The organism is Novosphingobium aeonii (assembly GCF_052279045.1).
Classification (GTDB): domain Bacteria; phylum Pseudomonadota; class Alphaproteobacteria; order Sphingomonadales; family Sphingomonadaceae; genus Novosphingobium.
Map to the genome: position 1 here is coordinate 1,858,197 of NZ_CP176833.1, position 18,415 is coordinate 1,876,611.

Annotated in this window: 16 protein-coding genes and 1 pseudogene; 11 read left to right on the forward strand and 6 right to left on the reverse strand. The window is 62.1% G+C overall.

Annotated elements, in window-relative coordinates:
- Positions 1-6: 6 nt before the first annotated feature.
- Positions 7-282 (forward strand): annotated as a pseudogene (locus tag ACLIMP_RS23580) (SDR family NAD(P)-dependent oxidoreductase); the annotation flags it as partial.
- A gap of 5 nt (positions 283-287) precedes the next feature.
- Entirely contained in the window at positions 288-1,196 is a 909-nt protein-coding gene (locus ACLIMP_RS23585) for a glycoside hydrolase family protein (protein WP_185999348.1), read from the forward strand.
- A gap of 567 nt (positions 1,197-1,763) precedes the next feature.
- On the opposite strand, the gene ACLIMP_RS23590 is transcribed toward ACLIMP_RS23585, so the two are convergent.
- Complete coding sequence (locus ACLIMP_RS23590) at positions 1,764-2,660, reverse strand: AraC family transcriptional regulator (RefSeq protein WP_324699285.1); 897 nt, start codon at positions 2,658-2,660, stop codon at positions 1,764-1,766.
- A gap of 189 nt (positions 2,661-2,849) precedes the next feature.
- Between ACLIMP_RS23590 and ACLIMP_RS23595 the strand changes: the two genes are divergently transcribed.
- Positions 2,850-3,581, forward strand: coding sequence for an SDR family oxidoreductase (locus ACLIMP_RS23595; protein ID WP_443478480.1), 732 nt, complete (start codon positions 2,850-2,852; stop codon positions 3,579-3,581).
- A gap of 473 nt (positions 3,582-4,054) precedes the next feature.
- Positions 4,055-4,339 (forward strand): hypothetical protein, encoded by a 285-nt coding sequence (locus ACLIMP_RS23600; protein ID WP_443478481.1) that lies wholly within the window; start codon positions 4,055-4,057, stop codon positions 4,337-4,339.
- Positions 4,340-4,598: 259 nt separating this feature from the next.
- Here ACLIMP_RS23600 and ACLIMP_RS23605 read toward each other — a convergent pair whose 3' ends face one another.
- The gene (locus tag ACLIMP_RS23605; protein WP_324699283.1) at positions 4,599-4,934 is read right to left on the reverse strand and encodes a TfoX/Sxy family protein; all 336 of its coding nucleotides are present in this window, start codon (positions 4,932-4,934) and stop codon (positions 4,599-4,601) included.
- A gap of 679 nt (positions 4,935-5,613) precedes the next feature.
- Between ACLIMP_RS23605 and ACLIMP_RS23610 the strand changes: the two genes are divergently transcribed.
- The gene (locus ACLIMP_RS23610; RefSeq protein WP_221937268.1) at positions 5,614-6,003 is read left to right on the forward strand and encodes a putative quinol monooxygenase; all 390 of its coding nucleotides are present in this window, start codon (positions 5,614-5,616) and stop codon (positions 6,001-6,003) included.
- Between the two features lie 7 nt (positions 6,004-6,010).
- On the opposite strand, the gene ACLIMP_RS23615 is transcribed toward ACLIMP_RS23610, so the two are convergent.
- A complete protein-coding gene (locus tag ACLIMP_RS23615) occupies positions 6,011-6,676 on the reverse strand; it encodes a glutathione S-transferase family protein (RefSeq protein ID WP_324699282.1) in 666 nt (221 codons plus the stop codon).
- Between the two features lie 85 nt (positions 6,677-6,761).
- Between ACLIMP_RS23615 and ACLIMP_RS23620 the strand changes: the two genes are divergently transcribed.
- Together ACLIMP_RS23620 and ACLIMP_RS23625 are read left to right on the forward strand one after the other, a co-directional pair.
- Positions 6,762-7,727, forward strand: coding sequence for a helix-turn-helix transcriptional regulator (locus ACLIMP_RS23620; RefSeq protein WP_185999345.1), 966 nt, complete (start codon positions 6,762-6,764; stop codon positions 7,725-7,727).
- Between the two features lie 92 nt (positions 7,728-7,819).
- A complete protein-coding gene (locus tag ACLIMP_RS23625; RefSeq protein ID WP_324699280.1) occupies positions 7,820-8,674 on the forward strand; it encodes a LysR family transcriptional regulator in 855 nt (284 codons plus the stop codon).
- 231 nt (positions 8,675-8,905) lie between these two features.
- On the opposite strand, the gene ACLIMP_RS23630 is transcribed toward ACLIMP_RS23625, so the two are convergent.
- Together ACLIMP_RS23630 and ACLIMP_RS23635 are read right to left on the reverse strand one after the other, a co-directional pair.
- The gene (locus tag ACLIMP_RS23630) at positions 8,906-9,478 is read right to left on the reverse strand and encodes a hypothetical protein (RefSeq protein ID WP_324699279.1); all 573 of its coding nucleotides are present in this window, start codon (positions 9,476-9,478) and stop codon (positions 8,906-8,908) included.
- 455 nt (positions 9,479-9,933) lie between these two features.
- Positions 9,934-11,376 carry an efflux transporter outer membrane subunit gene (locus ACLIMP_RS23635; protein WP_324699974.1) on the reverse strand — a complete coding sequence of 481 codons (1,443 nt, stop codon included), beginning with the start codon at positions 11,374-11,376 and terminating at the stop codon, positions 9,934-9,936.
- A 90-nt stretch (positions 11,377-11,466) separates the two neighbouring features.
- On the opposite strand from ACLIMP_RS23635, the gene ACLIMP_RS23640 reads away from it, so the two are divergent.
- The 4 genes from ACLIMP_RS23640 (at position 11,467) to ACLIMP_RS23655 (ending at position 16,790) form a co-directional block, all read left to right on the forward strand.
- On the forward strand, positions 11,467-12,087 hold the full coding sequence (locus ACLIMP_RS23640; protein WP_185999343.1) for a TetR/AcrR family transcriptional regulator: 621 nt from the start codon (positions 11,467-11,469) through the stop codon (positions 12,085-12,087).
- A gap of 186 nt (positions 12,088-12,273) precedes the next feature.
- Positions 12,274-13,245, forward strand: a complete 972-nt coding sequence (locus ACLIMP_RS23645) for an efflux RND transporter periplasmic adaptor subunit (RefSeq protein WP_443478482.1) — start codon at positions 12,274-12,276, stop codon at positions 13,243-13,245.
- A complete protein-coding gene (locus tag ACLIMP_RS23650; protein ID WP_324699277.1) occupies positions 13,242-16,379 on the forward strand; it encodes an efflux RND transporter permease subunit in 3,138 nt (1,045 codons plus the stop codon). The genes ACLIMP_RS23645 and ACLIMP_RS23650 overlap by 4 nt, the downstream gene beginning before the upstream one ends.
- 150 nt (positions 16,380-16,529) lie before the next feature.
- A complete protein-coding gene (locus tag ACLIMP_RS23655; RefSeq protein WP_420719899.1) occupies positions 16,530-16,790 on the forward strand; it encodes a winged helix-turn-helix transcriptional regulator in 261 nt (86 codons plus the stop codon).
- 223 nt (positions 16,791-17,013) lie between these two features.
- Here ACLIMP_RS23655 and ACLIMP_RS23660 read toward each other — a convergent pair whose 3' ends face one another.
- A complete protein-coding gene (locus ACLIMP_RS23660) occupies positions 17,014-18,411 on the reverse strand; it encodes a sensor histidine kinase (RefSeq protein ID WP_324699276.1) in 1,398 nt (465 codons plus the stop codon).
- Positions 18,412-18,415: the final 4 nt, after the last annotated feature.

Genomic DNA, 18,415 nt, shown 5'->3' on the forward strand with positions numbered 1-18,415 from the left:
CTTGGTATTACAGCGACCCTCGCGCTGGAACTCGCGCCGAAGCGTGTGGCGGTCAACGGGATCGCGCCTGGCATGATCCTGACCCCGATGAACCAGAGCGCGCTCGATCATCCCGACGAACTGCGGCGCAAGGAAATGGCAATACCTTGGGGCCGCGCAGGAACGCCGGACGAGGTGGCCGATCTGATCCTGTTCCTGCTCTCATCCGCCGCAGACTATATCACCGGCACCACGGTTACGATCGACGGCGCGCTGTCGCTGACCGTTGCGCAAGGAGCCTGACGGGAATGGCCGCCTATGTTGTCGAGGAATTGCAGACCGTCACGCTCGATATCGCCGGGCCCGACGGGCGATTGGCACATCATGATTTGATGAGCCCCTATGTGTGGATGGAGGGTGAGACCTATCGCTTGCTCGTCCGCGTCGTTCCCAATCCTTTGAGGCCGGACGATCCGACCGGAGTTATCTGGGCCGGGGAATCAGATGATGGTCTCGTTTTCCGAATGAGTGAGGCACCGGCGATCCTGCCTGGCCCTAATCCCGACGATGCCGGCGGATGCGAGGATCCGACCGTCGTGCTTGGTGAGGATAGCGCCTATCTTGTCTTCTACACTGGCGTCGATGCCGCCCGGTCACAGGGCGCTCTGCTGGTGGCGAAAGGGCGCGACCTAACCAGCCTGCGCGAACAACGGGTCATGCTCAAGGCGCCCGACGGCGAAGGCAACATCAAGGAAGCGACGCTGGCGCAGGGATCGGACGGGCGGTTCCGACTCTTTTACGAATATGCCAGGGGCAATGCCTCGCGGATCGGCATGGCGGAGGGGGCGACGGCCGAAGGTCCGTGGACGGTAATCGATGATCCATTCACGATCCGGGAGGACAGCTGGGACAATTGGCATCTGTCGACCGGACCAATCGTCCAGCAGCCAGGCTGTGATCCGGTCATGTTTTACAACGGGGCGACGGTGGACGCGCGTTGGCGCATCGGCTGGATCAGCTTCGCACCCGATTTCAGCTGCGTGACCGGGCGAGGCCTTGAACCGATCCTCATGCCGCCGCCCGCCAAGAGCCGGGACGCCACCGACATTGCCTTTGCGGCGTCATGCATTGTGACTGGTGACGCAATCTGGCTCTATTATTCGTTGGAGGACAAGATCCTTCGCCGCGCACGGATCCACCGTTACACCACGCGGTAGATCAGCCTAAGACTTGCGCGAGACGGATGATCGGCAATCTTGAGGATTGGCAGATCGGTTGCACTGACCGGACCCGCGCGACGCATCGATTTAGATTTCGGACGGCGGCTTACAAGCGAGGCTGTTGCATCTTTGAAAGGCTAGAGTTGGCATTTTGCTGCTTTCCCGCCGTCGACCCCACGCAGACACTCGGCTTTCATTTCGAAACTCCAAAGTGCAGACCGTCAGCTATATCTCGCGGCTGTCGCTCGGATTTGTGCAATAGCGCCATCGGCAAGTGCCGCTTGCTGTTAGGGCAGAGAAGCTTTGTTCTCTAGCGCATGATCCCAAACATGTGTCGTCTGTCTCGATGTCGCACCCAATTTGTCGCGCCAAGGGGGACATGAGATGCGGACGGTTCGCAATGCTCGGGGAGCGGACCCTATTTTGCAAGCGACGATGATCAGCGAGTGTTTGTCGATCCAGTCTTTGGCGCTCTCCAAGCGCGCCATTGCTCCCTGTAACGAAGCCGATCACAGCTGGGCAATTATCGTCGCCCCGCATCGGACCGAACTACGCCTCGCCCCCTCAAATCGCCATAGCCATCTGCGGCGTTGCCCTTAACCGCCTCAAGTCGCGGACAGGCGGGGCGCCGAAGAGGCGACGATACTCTCGGCTAAACTGGGAAGGACTGTCATAGCCAACACGGAAGCCCGCCTCTGCCGCATCAAGCCGGTCGGCTAGCATCAGCGCCCGCGCTTCCTGCAACCGCAGCTGCTTTTGATATTGCAGCGGAGTCATGGCGGTGGCGCGGCGAAAATGATCATGGAAGCTCGACATGCTCATGCCGGCAAGGGTGGCAAGGTGCGGTCCGCTAAATGGTTCGCGGAAATGGGCCTTAAGCCAGGCGATCGCTTTAGCCAGCTGGCTGGTGCGGCTTTCGCCGCTCGCTATCGCCCGCAGGACGCCTGCGCCCGGCCCGGTCATCATCCGCACCAGCAATTCTCGCTCGATGAGCGGCGCGAGCAGCGGCGCGTTCGCCGGATCGCCGAGCAGCGCCGTCAACCGCGTCGCCGCGTCAATCAGTTCAGGTGTCATCGGGTGTAGCGTCATCCCGCCGCTCTCCTCCGTGCCCGCCGGCAGGGGCGGCAGGGTTAGCGCGATCTCCGACAACAGGGCGGGGTCGAGATAGAGGCAAAAGCAGAGATAAGGCGCGTCGGCGCTCGCGCGTGTCACAGCGCCTGTGATGGGCAGGTCAAGTGAGGCGACGAGGTAGCTGGCAGGGCCATAGTCGATCACCGCATCGCCCAGCAGCACGCGCTTGCCGCCCTGCGCGATGATGCACAGCGCCGGACGCTGCACCATATGCACCGGCTCGCCACCCTGATCCGAGCGGACCAGCGTGAGCCGAGCGATGGGCGTGTCGACGATGCCTTCGCACTCGGCGTATCGGGCAATCTGTCGAGCCAGTTCTTGATGCGCCATCAGCGCTTCTCCCAGAGCCTTCGGTATGATCCGCCTACACAGTCGATAGCGACCGATCCAGCCCGACGCTAGAAATCTGGAATATCGTGCAATCATCCCGGATGACCGTTCTACCTCCTTCCGACCAGATAGCGCCATCTAACGGGCATTGGATCGATGGTTCGGTCCGTCTGAACAGGAGTGACTATCATGACTCTCGAGGACAAGGTCATCGCGATTACCGGCGCCAGCAGCGGCATCGGCGAAGGCACGGCGCGGCTGCTAGCGGCGCGCGGCGCGAAGCTGATGCTGGGCGCTCGCCGCACCGACCGGCTCGCCGTGCTGGCGGAGGAACTGAACGCAGCTGGAGGCACGATCGCCTTCCGGTCGCTCGACGTCACCGACCGCGGCGATTTCGAGGCGTTCATCGCCGCGGCAGAGGCCGAATATGGCCGCGTTGATGTATTGGTCAACAATGCGGGCCTGATGCCGCTGTCGCGCTTCGACAGCCTTAAGGTTGACGAATGGGACCGGATGATCGACGTCAACATCCGAGGCGTCCTGCACGGCATAGCCGCCGCCCTCCCTCGCTTCAAGGGCCAGGGCAGCGGCCAGTTCGTCAACATTTCTTCGATCGGCGGCTATGCCGTGTGGCCGACCTGCGGCGTCTACAGCGCGACAAAATACGCAGTGCGCGCCATCTCGGAGGCGCTGCGCATGGAGCATGACGACATTCGCGTCACCATTATCGCACCGGGCGTCGTGGAATCTGAACTGGCCCACACGATCACCGATCCGGTCGCGGCGCAGGCAATGATCGATTTCCGCTCCATCGCGCTTACGCCGGACGCGATCGCGCGCGCCATCGCCTATGCAGTGGAGCAGCCGGCGGATGTGGATGTTAATACGCTAATCGTCCGGCCGGTTCGCTCAACAATCTGACGAGGATGGGGGCATTCGCATATGCCCCCCGTAACTCGGCCGCAGACAAAGTCCTAAGCGCTCTTGAATTTCTCGAAGACTATATAGGATAAATACGGCCAAACTTTGCAACCTCTCGAATTTTTACTACGAAGCCAACCTCAAAAATCGCGCTCGACCTGACGATCTATCTTGTCCGAACCGACCCATTTACGAAATTCTGACCATGCTTTTGCTTACTTCGGTGCGGACGGTCCGATCAGGTAGCTTCCGATTAACATACGATGCCCGATTCGGTGCTTGAAATGTCAGCTCATGTCCGACCCGGCCATCAGCAAGTTTGACAGCTGCCGGGCAGCGAAGCCCCCGCCCCATGTATCGCCCCCATCAGGGACAAAGTCGGGTGGCGGGTTCAACGACAGTTTCGGGCCGCCGGGCATGGCTCCGCCGCCTGCATATCGTGGACGGAAGTGTTTCTAGGCGGAACCTCGGCGATGGTGACGGCAGCAGTCTCTGCCGGACTTGCCATTTCCGCCTTCTCCTGCCGGCTGGCACCGCCGGGAACGATGGAAGTCAGTCAACGCTTCGGCCTGCCGCCGCTGCCGTCCACCGAGCTCGTGATGTTCTCCACGCTGACCGACATGAAATCGCGTGAGGCCCTGCGTACCCTGGCCGCCACATTCCGCGACCATCGCCCCGGGACCAAATTAGAACATCTCAGGCCCGATGAAACTGTCGGTCCTGTTCTGCCTTACCCCATGCGCGATCCATGCCCGTGATTCGAGTGATAGGGAACAGGGCTGAGGAGGCGAAGGGACCGAGCGCCTGAGTTGAAAATGTCAGCTATCATTGCTCCTTGCTGACGCACTCGCCCCTTATGAGACGCTCAGCACCCGTTTGCAGCGCGGCAGGTGCCGACGGTCCGCAATCCGGCAGGTGTCAACCAGATATTGCCGTTCACCAAGTGTGGTGCGTACGTCCGGACCGGACACAAAGCGACAGTCGTTTAACGAACACCGGCTTCTGCCAGGCGTTGAATCAAGCGGATTTGCGCTTGGCTCTGACCTTGGGAGCAGGCAATTCCTGGAATGTGATACGAACGATCTCGGCAAGCCACTCACTGTCATCCCACTGTTCCGCGTCGATCAGGAGACAGGGCTTTGCACCGGGATACGGAGGTGCTTCTTCCGCGCCGGCAGCGAATGCCCGCCCTCCAACCGTGGACTTTACGAATAGGTGGTCGTCGCAGACCAATGCGACCATTTTCCCATCACAATAAATGCCGAATTCGCCAAACATCGCCTTGGCTGTAACGGTGCCCCCGCCTGCCATCTGCTCAACAAGGAATTCGACGGTTTTACGATCAGACGCCATAAGGCGATATCGCTGGTCCTGATGAAAAGGTCGAGGGTCAATCGACCCTTTGCGGCCACTCAGGGTGCAAATCCTGATCGCCAAGTGCGGAAGGTCCGGTATCGCTGAAACCCGCCATTCGTTCATTGGATGGTGAGCAACGGCCGGAAAGACTGACATTGGGACCTCGGGCCTACGCAGTTTTGCGGTTTCCAACGCAGGAAAGCAAACCATCCAAGATTGAAAAACCCCGAGCCAAAAGGCTTCGGACGTTGGGTGTTTTAATGATCCGGAACTTTAAACCTTCACGATCAGCGCCCTGGTGGGCGATCAGCATGTTCAGGTTTTCGCCGCCATGATTGCAAGCGGCCATGAGGACGTATGAAGTCGCCTGCGCCGGCGATACGGTCCACTGCTTGAGGATGAGGCGATCGTTCGGGCAGGGTTTGATTGGAGCGAGCCATTGGCGTGCGCGATGGTCTCGGCGAGCAGCTCGCGGTAATAGCAGTACCGACCAAACTAGGTCGTTCATTAGAGGTGCGAATGTCGGGATCGGACAGGAGCAGTGGCGGGACCTAGGGACGCTTCCGCCCGGCAGTTATCTGCGGTTGACGCGGATAGCTGCGGATCAGTAGTCCCGCAGGTAGCTACAGCTGCTGATGTTCCTTCCTCTCGCGTAACCTTTCGTTATGGTGGAGAAATGGACATTGAGCGACGCACCGTACTCACGGGCATGGTGGCATTCTCGGCAGTTGGACCAGCTGCCGCAGCAGAAAAAGGGGACGCCATGTACGGATTGATCAGCAAGATGACTGCACGCCGCGGTGAGTGGGACGCCCTTTCGGCGATTCTGATAGCCGGCATTGCCGGAATGCCCGGCTGTTTGAGCTACGTCGTCGCCGCTGATCCGACGAATTCGGACATCATCTGGATCACTGAGGTTTGGGAATCGAAGGACCTGCACGCGGCTTCCTTGGCGCTTCCCTCGGTGCGAGACGCGATCATGAGAGGACGTCCCCTCATTGCGGGAATGGAGAGGGTAGCCGAGACGTCGCCGGTTGGCGGCTTCGGCCTCGGTACCCAAAGGTAGCAATGAACTACGGCAGGTCATTTGCCTTGCTTGCATCGACAGCCCGCTGATGAGTGGCGGCGAGTGCCTCATCTTGACGCGCAATCTTGATCGCCGCAGGGCGGCCGGCAATCCGCGCAGCATAGGAACGGAAAGTGTCGTTGCCGGGTATCAGCTTGAACGCGATCATCCAGTTCAATGCGCCGCCCCACAATATGTCCGCAGCGCTGAAATCGTCCCCAAGCAGATACGGCCCGCTCCGCAACTGTTCTTCCAGCGTGTTTACGACATGATCGTAGTCGCCATAGGGTGACATTGCTGAGGGCCCGGGCTCGCGGCCTAGTGCCTTGTCGGTCACTGCAGGTTCAAGGCACGCAGCATAGTAGACGAGCCACCGGAGGTAGGAGCCTCGGCGAATATCGTCGATGGGTGGAGCCAGCTTCGCATTCGGGAACAGATCGGCAAGGTAGATAAAGATCGCGACTTGCTCCGTCACGAGCACGCCGCGATGCAGGATCGCAGGCACCTTGCCGAGCGGGTTGACCGCGAGGAAATCAGGTTTGCGTTGCTCGCCTGCTTTGATGTTCAAAATGGCCAGCTCATAGGCCGCGCCGAGTTCCTCCAGCAGCGTGAGCACGCCGGCGGAGCGCGATTGCGGCGCGTGGAACAGGGTAATTGGCTCGATTGGGTTCATTGCGGGTTTCCTGATCGGTGTCGACAAGCCGTTATCGAACCGCCAAGCTGACATCTTCTGTCAGGTATGCGGATAGTTTTAAACGATGCGGGCGACCCGGCTGCTTAAGATCCTTATGACCCTTCAGGCACGGCGCCGGGTGTCGGCCTCCGCACTTGCCGAAGAGTGCGAAGTATCGGTCCGGACGATCTACCGCGACGTGGATGCACTCAGTTCGGCAGGTGTACCGATTTACGCCGATCGTGGTTCGGAAGGCGGGTATCGGTTGCTTGAAGGGTATCGCACGCGCCTGAACGGCGTGTCGGAGCGGGAGGCGGAGGCCATGTTCCTGTCGGGACTTCCCGGGGCAGCCGACGCTCTCGGACTAGGTGCAACGCTGGTGACCGCACAACTCAAGCTGTCGACGGCGCTACCGGAGTCGATGCGGTCGTCAGCGGATCGTACGCGGACGCGGTTTCATCTCGATGCGCCGGGGTGGCTCGATAGAGGCGAAACGCCCGAGCACCTGCGGACCGTATTTGAGGCAGTGTGGCACGATCGGCTTATCGACATCCGCTACCGGAGCTGGAAATCCGAGCGGCGCCGACAGGTAGCGCCACTTGGTCTCGTCTTGAAAGCGGGCGCCTGGTATTTGATCGGATCAGTCGGGGCGAGCGTTCGCACTTATCGTATCAGCAGAATTTGCGATCTGGCATTGCTCGACGAGCATTTCGAACGGCCTGCGGCTTTCGATCTTGCCGATTACTGGAGAGAGAGCACGGCAAGGCTGGAGGAAGAGCTTCATTCCGCCTCGGCCGTCGTCCGACTGACACCGGCAGGCATCAAGATGCTGCCGGCGTTCCTATCCCCGTATGCGCAGTTGGAGATGGTACTCGGCGATGAGGATGACGCAGGTTTTCGAGTTGCCACGCTTCCAGTCGGCTCTGTCTCGCATGCCTGCTCCGAGCTTCTACGATTTGGAACCGATGTCGAAGTGATTGGGCCGCCCGCGCTCCGGGAACATATGATAAAAGTGATAGATCAGCTCGGCCGGACATACTTGCGACCCTGATTGAGGTAAAATGGATTTCCCATATTCTGTTGGGTTTCACGGCGCGCTTCGCGCCGACCGCTCTTCAGCATTCCAGACATGGAGCGCGGTGGGTGAGCCGCAATGTGGCGGCCCTGGAGACGCATCTTCGGCAGCGGCTCTTGCAACGATCCACCCGCAAACTGCACCTGACGCCCGAAGGCGAACGCTACTATGTCGAAGCCCGCCGCATCCTCGACGCCGTGAACGAAGCCGAGTCTGCGCTGAAGAGCGAGGCCAGTCCCTCTGGTCTGCTCCGCGTCGCTTGCCCAACGGCCTTTGCTCACGCGTTTCTGATGCCCCAAGTCCCTGAGTTTCTGCGGACCTACCCGGGTCTCGATCTCGACCTGCAGATTTCCGATCGTTTCGTGAACCTCATCGACGACGGCGTCGAGCTGGCCCTGCGGATCGGACACCTCAGCGACAGCGCCTTGCGCGCACGGCGTGTCGGCCTTTTCACGCGCATTTGCGTGGCGGCGACGGATTATCTCGACGCGCGCGGCACGCCCGAAACGCCGGGCGACCTGATCAACCATGACTGCATCGTCTATTCCCTGCTGTCGACGGGCGCGACCTGGCGCTTCGCCGACTTGGAAGTTACGGTGTCCGGCCGACTTCGCGTGAGCGCCCCACAAGCCGCGCGCGAGGCCGCCCTGGCCGGCCTGGGCGTCGCCCTTGGGCCGCATTGGCTGTTCGAGGACGGCCTCAGGAGCGGTCGCCTCAAGCGGATCCTCACCGGATGTGAGGCCACCCCCGTTCCCATACACATCCTCTACGTCGCCAACCGCCTTCTTCCGCGTCGCGCCACGGTGTTCATGGATTTCATGGCCGCAGCGTTTTCCAAGATCGAGACGCTGAACGTCGACCTTTTGCCTTCCGGTTGCGGTGACGACCGGTGGCCGCCGTCTCGGAAGCGGACAGGTAACTAGCGGCCCAGTTCCGGTCGCAATTCGCGCCCAGCGAGCCGACCGTTGAGTGACGGCTTATGGTAATGAACCAGCCGCTGGACTCTCCGCGCGGAACGGAAGAGTTGTCCCAGGCCTTGCCCATCACAGCGGACCCTTTATCGTGGTTCAGCCATCAATTTTCCAACCTCAAGTCAGGATGTTCCGCTTTCTCGATTGCTGCCGCCCGCGCCGCAGACAACGGTAGGCACACCATCACTCCGGCGTGTCGTCATTTTCGACCTTGGCCTGCGCTGCGAGTTTAGCGTCGATCGCTTCCAGCGCTTTGATGAAACGCTCATGCGCCAATTGCGCCTTCGGCATCAGCTTTGGGCTGATACCCCCAGCGGCGAGAATCTCGGCGCGAACCTCCATCATCTTTTGCGCCTTCTTAATCGCATTGACCGCCACCAGGTCTTTGGAGATCGGGACGTAGCGGGTCGGTAGCCCAAACCGAGGATGGGTGCGAATTGCCTTGTCATCCGGCACGAACACTATGCGCGGTTCCCCATCAACCGTGGGGGTAACGTCGCGCCGGGTGCCGTCCTGTTGCTCCCATATCGCGTGGTGCTCTGCCTCCAGCCATACGCCAGGCTTTTCCCAAATGATCCACCCCATGATCGCCTTGCCACCATGAGCGCGGATCGCCCGATCGACGTTATCGAAGCACTCGGTTTGCATGCTTCCCTCTAGAGGCTCCACCTCGATCCACTCGGGCACACCCTTGAGTGCGATGCGAGCAAAGCGGATGACCTGGTCGTCGATTTGGGCGGGAGCGATCGGTTTCATGGTCGGGCATCTATGCCTCACTCACATTTCCAGCAAGACGCACTCGCCAGACTGAAAGGGCGCCTGGCAGACCTGTCGACTCTCAAAGGCTTGATGCCGTGCTCGCCGTTCCGTGCTCGCCCCTGCCCGGTCGTTCAGCACCCAATTTTACGCTCTCAGGTGCGGAATGGCAGCTTTCCCATTTTGGATGCCTTCGACTGGCCGATAGGCGACCGTCGGGTGCTGGGCCTGGTTGTGGAGATAGCTAACGCTTAGGCGGCGTCGGCCGCCGACCAAAAAGTTATCCTGAAGGGGCGGTATGAATGAAGGGTTTCACCGAAAATGGCCGCCGCCGTCCCACTTGCCTGGCAACTGCCTCACTACGCCTCAACATGAGGGGGCCACAGGTTGCTTTCACAAGCGGCTCATCGGAAAATCTGCGACTGACAGTCTAAAGAGCCGAATTTCGCCGGCGATCAACCCGCGGCGCTCCATCCTCCGCCAAGGGCACGAAACGATGCAATCGCGCCTCGCGTTGCTGCGGCGCGCGCCTGGATCGCGCCATCGCGGGTTTCGAGCAGGCGACGGTCGGCATCCAGCACCTCGATCAGGCTTGCCATTCCGCCCTTGTAGGCGGCCATGGAAGCGTCTCGCGCCCGTGACAGCGAACCTTCGCCCTGGACGAGGGCCGTCGCGCGCGCTTCCTGTTGCAGCAGTGTGGAGAATGCGTCCTCGACATCCTGCGAGGCGCGCAAAACCGTCAGGCGGTAAGCTGCCAGCGCTTCGACATTGCGTCCCTTGGCGGCCTTTATCTCGGCGTCGACCCGCCCGAAATCAAACAGCCGCCAGCGCAGGCCAAACACGCCATTGGCCTGCGTGGCATTGCCGGTAAACAGGCCGCCTGCAGCCGTGGTCGCCGTTCCCAACAGGCCGCTCAGAGAGAATTTCGGATAATATTCCGATACCGCCACACCAATGCGCGCGTTGGACGCGGCAAGCGTGCGCTCCGCAGCTATGATGTCGGGGCGACGGCGCAGCAAGGCGGCCGGCCCCCCGGCCGTCGAGATCGCAGGCGGTGCTGGGACTGGCGTCGAGGCTGCAAGTTCGGGGCGTGTCGTGCCAGGCTGAACGCCGATCAACACGTCGAGTGCATTCATCGCCATGTCGAGCTCGTTTTGCAGAGCCGGGACGGAGGCGCGGACCTGCGCCAGAGCGCCTTCCGCTTGCCTCAACTGAAGTTCGGCAGCCACACCCTTGCGATATTGGAGCGCCACAAGGTCGACCAGCCGCTGCTGGGTTTCGAGTTGCAAACGCGCGACATTGAGCCGCGCCTGCAACATTCGGATGGCAACATAGGTATCGGCGATCTGCGCCGCGACGGATAGGCGCGCGGCAACCGCGCCGGCTTGTGATGTCTGCCAGTCGGCGCGCGCCGCATCGCGAGCAGCGTCGCGCCCTCCAAACAGGTCGATTTCCCAGCTGGCACCGAGGCTCAGCTCATAGGTCTCGGTCGACCGCTCGAACTGGGGAAAAGCACTGCCGATCCGTCCGATAGGCGTGTCACGGGACTGATAGACCTCACCGGCCTGTCCGCTGACCTGACCCGAGGGCATCAGCGCGGCATCCGCACCCTTAAGCGCCGCGCGCGCCTGGACGACGCGTGCGGCCGCCTGCTGGAGATCAAGATTCTGCACCAGTCCCCGTTCGACAAGGCTTGTAAGAAGCGGATCGTCGAACGTGCGCCACCATGCAACCAGGTCTGAGGATTCCGATGCGGACGATCGCGCCTCGACCGCAGGTCCGCTCGTAAAGGCGGCCGGCTGTATCGACACCGGGGCTACATAGCGCGGCCCAACTCCGCAGCCGGCAAGAAGGACGGAGCCGCCTACGGCGGAAAGAATCGAGTTCAGGGGACGCATCGCTTCCTCAGGACGCAAATGGCAAGATATGACTGATATATATAATGGTCACTCGTTGTCAATTATGGCCTATGTCATTATGCTTGAGCGATGAGCAGCAGCACCTACACCAATGACTCCCCGGTCCGAGGGCCCGCAGAACATGCCGTGCGCGACCAGATCATCGCGGCGGCGCACGAATGTTTTGCCCGCTATGGCTATGCCAAGACTACCGTGGCCGACCTCGCCAAGGAGATCGGATTCTCAAAAGCCTATATCTATCGCTTCTTCGAGTCGAAGCAGGCGATCGGGGAAGCAATCTGCGGTTCGCGACTGGAGCAGATCTTAACAGAGGCGCGCGCGGCGATCGATCAAGGCAGCAGCGCGACAGATCGTCTTCGTCGCATGTTCAAAAGCTTGACAACCCGAAGCGTCGACCTTTTTTTCCATGATCGCAAGATTTATGACATCACGGCCCATTCTGCCGCTGAGCAATGGGGTTCGTCCCTGGCATACAAGCAGACGCTCAACCACATGCTTGCCGAAATCATCAAGAGCGGCCGGGAAAGCGGCGAGTTCGAGCGCAAGACGCCGCTCGACGAGACTTGCCGGGCGATCTTCCATGCCATGACGCCCTTTGTCGATCCGCTCCATCTCGAGCGCAATCTCGACCTGCTTCCCGAAGCTCCATCTGAAGTAATGAGCCTCATTCTGCGCAGCCTCGCGCCGTGACAATGACCAGTGACCTATTGACATAATGGTTACACGACAACAATGCTCCTCCAAAGTTTGGAGGATCCAGCCTTGTCGAGTCGTTTTCTAGGAGCAGGCCTTTGCGTCCTTGCTCTCCCGCTTTCCCTCGCAGCATGCAGCAAGGCGGATGGCGACCCGCGTACGGAGCCGCCCCTGGTAAGGGTGATGACGTCCGCGTCGCAGGGCGGAATCAATCGCGAATTCACCGGTATCGTCGCAGCCCGTGTGCAGAGCGATCTGGGTTTCCGGGTCGGCGGCAAAGTGATCGAACGCCTCGTAAATGCCGGACAGGTCGTACGGCGCGGCCAGCCGCTTATGCGGATCGATCAGACCGATCTCGCGCTTGCAACGCGGGCATCGCAAGAAACGGTGCAGGCCGCGCGTGCACGCTCGGTGCAGACCGCAGCCGACGAGAAGCGTCTGCGCGACCTCGTCGGCGCGGGAGCGGTCTCGGCTTCCACTTACGATCAGGCAAAGGCCGCCGCGGATTCGGCCCGTGCTCAGCTCGCGGCGGCGGAAGCGCAGGCCCGGGTTTCGCGCAACGAAGCGAATTACAGCCTCCTCATGGCCGATGCCGACGGCACGGTCGTCGAGACGCTTGCGGAACCTGGGCAGGTGGTGGCAGCAGGCCAGATTGTTGTCCGGCTGGCCCGGTCCGGCCCACGCGAAGCCCTGGTGCAATTGCCAGAGACGATCCGACCGACGACCGGCTCGACGGCCCGTGCCCGCACTTATGGCGGCGCGACGGGGCCGGCGCGCCTGCGTCTTCTTTCCGATGCTGCCGATCCGGCGACGCGCACCTTCGAAGCCCGCTACGTTCTCGAAGGCGCACCGGCGGACGCTCCGCTCGGATCGACGGTTACTGTTTCGCTGGCGCAGCCCGGAGATGCGTCATCGACCGTGGTGCCGCTCGGCGCAATTCGGGACGAGGGCAAAGGTCCCGGTGTCTGGGTGATCCGCTCCGGCTCGCCCGCGAAGCTCGCGTGGCGGCCTGTGCGGATCGCGGCGGTCGGTGAGGAGACTGCGACGATCGCATCGGGCCTCAAGGCAGGTGAACGCTTCGTTGCCATGGGAGCCCACATGCTGCACCAGGGTCAGGCCGTGCGCACTGCGCTGGTGCCGGGAGCCGCGCAATGAGCGAGCATGCGCCCGAAAAGCGGGGTTTCAACCTCTCCGCGCTCGCCGTGCGCGAGAAATCCGTCACTCTCTTCTTCCTGATTGCCATCGTCGGTGCAGGTATCTTCTCCTTCCTCAGCCTTGGCCGGGCGGAAGACCCCAGCTTCACCATCAAGGTCATGACCGTGGTTACCGCTTGGCCTGGCGCGACCGCACGGGAAATGCAGGACCAGGTCGCCGAGCCGCTCGAGAAGCGGTTGCAGGAACTGCGCTATTACGACCGCAGTGAAACCTTCACGCGGCCCGGCCTTGCCTTCACCACGCTGACGCTGATCGACAAGACGCCCCCGAAAGAGGTGCCGGAGCAATTCTACCAGGCCCGCAAGAAGCTGGGCGATGAAGCCGCGAAGCTGCCTCAGGGCGTGGTTGGACCTTTCATCAACGACGAATATGGCGACGTCACGTTCGCTCTTTACGCGTTGAAGGCAAAGGGCGAACCGCAGCGGCTGCTCGCGCGCGAAGCGGAGAGCCTGCGCCAGCGATTGCTCCACGTTCCCGGCGTCAACAAGATCAACATCGTCGGCGAGCGTCCCCAGCGCATCTATGTCGAGTTCGCCCAAGAGCGTTTGGCGACCCTGGGTGTATCCCCTCGCGATATCTTCACGGCGCTTGCGAGCCAAAATCTGATCACCCCTGCCGGCGCGATCGAAACGAAGGGTCAGCAAACCCTGGTGCGCCTGGATGGCGCTTTCGACGATCTGACGAAGATCCGTGATGTGCCGATTGTCGCCAATGGGCGGACACTGCGCCTGTCCGACATCGCCAGTGTGACGCGCGGCTATGAGGATCCGGCGACATTCCTGGTTCGCAGCGAGGGCGAACCCGCCATTCTGCTTGGTGTCATCATGCGAGAGGGCTGGAATGGCCTCGATCTTGGCAAGTCGCTCAAGGCCGAGATCGAGAAGATCTCGTCCGAGCTGCCGGTGGGCATGAGCCTGACGCCCGTGACCGATCAGGCCGTGAACATCAGCGAAGCCGTCGACCAGTTCATGCATACATTCCTGGAGGCGCTTGCGATCGTGATGATCGTCAGCCTCGTCAGCCTCGGCTGGCGGGTAGGCATCGTCGTCGCGGCCGCCGTGCCGCTGACGCTTGCGGTGGTGCTGGTCATCATGTGGGCAACTGGCCGGGTCCTCGACCGCATCACGCTGGGCGCGCTCATCCTCGCGCTTGGCCTTCTGGTCGATGACGCCATCATCGCCATCGAGATGATGGTCGTGAAGATGGAGGAAGGTTACGACCGCATCAAGGCCTCGGCCTATGCCTGGAGCCACACGGCCGCACCGATGCTGGCGGGCACGCTACTGACGGTCATCGGCCTGATGCCGGTTGGGTTTGCCCAGTCCACGGCTGGGGAATATGCCGGAAACATCTTCTGGGTAGTAGGCTTTGCCCTCATCGCCTCCTGGTTCGTGGCGGTGATCTTCACCCCTTACATGGGCGTGAAGCTGCTGCCCAATATCAAGCCGGTCGAAGGCGGGCATTCCGCGATCTATGAGACGCCGCGCTACCAGAAGGTGCGCCGGGTCATAGGTTGGGCGGTGCGCCGTAAGAAGCTGGTCGCACTGGCGACCCTTGGCGCATTCCTTGTTGCCGGCGCGGGTATGCCGCTGGTGAAGAAGCAGTTCTTTCCCGCTTCCGACCGGCCCGAAGTGCTGGTCGAGGTGCAGATGCCAAAGGGCACTGCGATCGCCCAGACGGCGAAATCCGCCCAGGAGGTCGAGGCCTGGCTGCGCAAGCAGCCGGAAGCCAAGGTCGTCACAACCTATGTCGGACAAGGCGCTCCGCGCTTCTTCATGTCCCTTTCGCCTGAGTTGCCCGATCCGTCGTTCGCCAAGATCATCGTGCGCACGCCGGATGAGGAATCGCGTGATGCGCTCAAGGTCCGCTTGCGCCGGGCTGCGGCAGATGGGCTCGCGCCTGCCGCACGCGTGCGCGCGACGCAGCTCGTGTTTGGTCCCTATTCGCCGTTCCCTGTCGCCTTCCGTGTCAACGGACCCGATCTCGCAACGGTCCGCTCCATCGCGGCCAAGGTCCAGAACGTCCTTCAAGCCGATCCCATGATGCGCACCGTCAACAGCGACTGGAGTGAGCGGGCGCCCGCGCTGCACTTCGTGCTCGACCAGGATCGTCTGCGCGCGATTGGCCTCTCCTCCAGCGACGTAGCGCAACAGCTTCAGTTCCTCTTGACCGGCGTCACCGTGAGTCAGGCTCGCGAAGACATCCGTACCGTCGATGTCGTAGTGCGCTCTGAGGGGCCCGATCGGCTCGATCCGGCGCGTATCGGCGACTACACCCTCACCGGCGCGGACGGGCAGCGCGTCCCGGTCAGCCAGATTGGCCGGATGGAAGTCCGTATGGAGGACCCGATCCTCCAGCGCCGCGACCGGGTACCGACCATCACGGTGCGCGGCGATATCGCCGATGGGCTTCAGCCGCCCGACGTATCGGCGGCGATGGCGAAGAAGCTGCAGCCGATCATCGACGATCTGCCGGTCGGCTATCATATCGACATGGCGGGCTCGATCGAGGAGGCTGGCAAGGCCAATGCCGCGCTTGCGCCGATCTTCCCTATCATGATCGTGCTGATGATGATCGTGATCATCCTTCAGGTGCGCAGCCTGTCGGCAATGTGGATCGTCCTGCTGACCGCGCCGCTCGGCCTGGTTGGGGTGGTGCCGATCCTGCTGCTGACGGGCCAGCCCTTCGGGTTCAACGCAATCCTGGGGCTCATCGCGCTCGCGGGCATCCTGATGCGCAACACGCTGATCCTCATGGGCCAGATCCACGACAACGAGCATGCCGGACTGTCTCCTTTTGATGCGGTGGTCGAGGCGACGGTCCAGCGCTCGCGTCCCGTCATCCTGACAGCGCTGGCTGCCGTGCTGGCGTTCGTGCCGCTCATCAGTTCGGTGTTCTGGGGATCCATGGCGGTGACGCTGATTGGCGGCACCTTGGGCGGAACCGTCCTTACCCTGTTGTTCCTGCCCGCGCTCTACGCACTCTGGTATCGCATCGCGCCGCCATCGGGCGATGACCGGTCGGCGACGCAGGCCACCGCGCACGGCCCGGCGCCACGGGAACGCCTGGCATGAGCAGCGCCATCTTCAGGACGAGGTCCGATCTATCGAGAGATGTTCCATGGCAATAAGTGAAAGGTTGCGCAGCACTTGGTCGAGCCTCTGGCGCTATCTCGAGGTGCTCGACCACGCCGCTGCCTATGATCCACTCGAAGAGCAGCGGCGGTGGATCGCCGGTCTCGAGGCCCGCATTGCAGAGGTGGAGGCGGCGCTGTCGTCGGGACAAGAGGGGCCATTCCCGCCGTCTCAGCCAATATCCTGGCGCGTAGGCTGCGCGAGCTCGAAGAAGCCGGGATCATAAGCTGGCGGGCGCTGACAGCCCCTGCTGGCTGCAGGGGCTATGAACTGACAACCCTTGTCGAAGCGGCGCACCCGGTCATCGGGACAATCGATCGATGGGCATCGGTGCTTGTCCGGCTAGGGTAGTTTGAACCAAGGTCTCAGAATAATCTGCCGAAAGAATAGCCTGTATGGTGTGATTATCATCGGAAGCCATCCGACAGCACTCTGCTCGGCCTCGGTCGATGGACACTAGCATTACAACTGGCCGAAGGGTCTGCTCTGGCTAGGTCCGGTCATAATCTGAATGTCCGCTCCCAAGCCTGCGAAAATCTCGGTCGAACGGCTTGGTTGGGCGCTATGCAGGTGTTTAATCCGAGGCTGCCTGGATGGGCATGCTTGCCGAAGCTTGTGCGGGAAAGCGCAGGATTACCCGCAGGCCCGGTGCCGCGTCGGCAAATTCGATTCTGGCACCGTGGACCTGGGCGATGGCGGCGACCATGCTCAGGCCGAGCCCTTCGCCGGGAATGCCCGCCGAGCCTTCCGCACGGTAGAACGGCTCGGTCACGCGCGCGCGGTCGGCCGGGGCTAGGCCCGGGCCGTCGTCCGCCACGCTCAGCACCACCTCATCCGCCCGCCGGACTGCGCGAACTTCCACCCTTCCTCCGTCAGGCGCGTGCTTGAGCGCGTTGTCGAGCAGGTTCGAGATCGCCTGAAACACCATGTCGAGGTCGAGATCGGCCACCAGCGGGCGCCGCGCGAGAAGCTCCAGCTCGATCTCTCTCCGCTCGGCTTCCGGCTGGTAGAATTCGACCACGTCTTCCAGAAGTTGCACCAGATCGGTGCGCTGGAGCCGCACCGTGGCCCGGCCGCCTTCCAGCCGGGAAATGCGGATCAGCGCGGCGAATATCTGGCGGAGCCGGTTGGCCTCCACGATGGCCTCGCCGATGGCGATGCGGGCTGCCGGGTCGTGGCCGAGATCGTGTTCCAACACTTCAAGCTTGCCCGCCAGACGCGCCAGCGGGGTTCGCAGTTCGTGCGCGGCGTTGTCGGACACCCGGCGGACCGCGTCGAACAGGCTCTCGATCCGCGAAAGCATCAGGTTCAGCGTTACGCAGAGCCGGTCGAAGTCGTCGTTCGTGCCCCGCACTGGCACGCGGCCGGAAAGGTCGCCTTCCATCACCTGCAAGGCCGTGGACGTGATCGTGTCGATCCGCTTGCCGATGGTGTGGCTCATCAGCCAGCCGCCGGTAAGCCCCAACGCCAGCGTGCCGCAGAGCATCCACAGCGCGCCGGTGCGCAACATGTCTTCATCGTCCACGATATCCTCGACATCGCGGCCCACGATCAGGCGCCCGCCGTCCGGCATCGTCTGGTCGCGCACCAGCGCGGAGTGGTCGATCTCGAAACCGTCCACGAACCTGTCGGCCTCGATGATGGACAAGTGCCGGTTCGGTACCGGCGCCCAGCTCGGCAGGTTGGTGGCGAGGATTTCGCCGTCCGGCGCGATCAGGGCATGGAACGGGATACGCTGGTCCGCGCGGTGCGAGCGTCGCTCCAGCGCCGCCCGCGCCGCCGCGATCCCGTGCGCGCGGTAGATCGCGGCGATCTCGCTTGCCTCGGCCTCCACCACCGAACTGACCTGATCCATCGGCCGCTCCACGCGGAACCAGTAGCCCGCGCCGATCATCAGCCCGACGGAAAGGCTGAACAGCACCGCGTAAGTCAGCGCGAGCCGGAACGACAGGCTGCGCAGCAGGCGCTTCATGGTC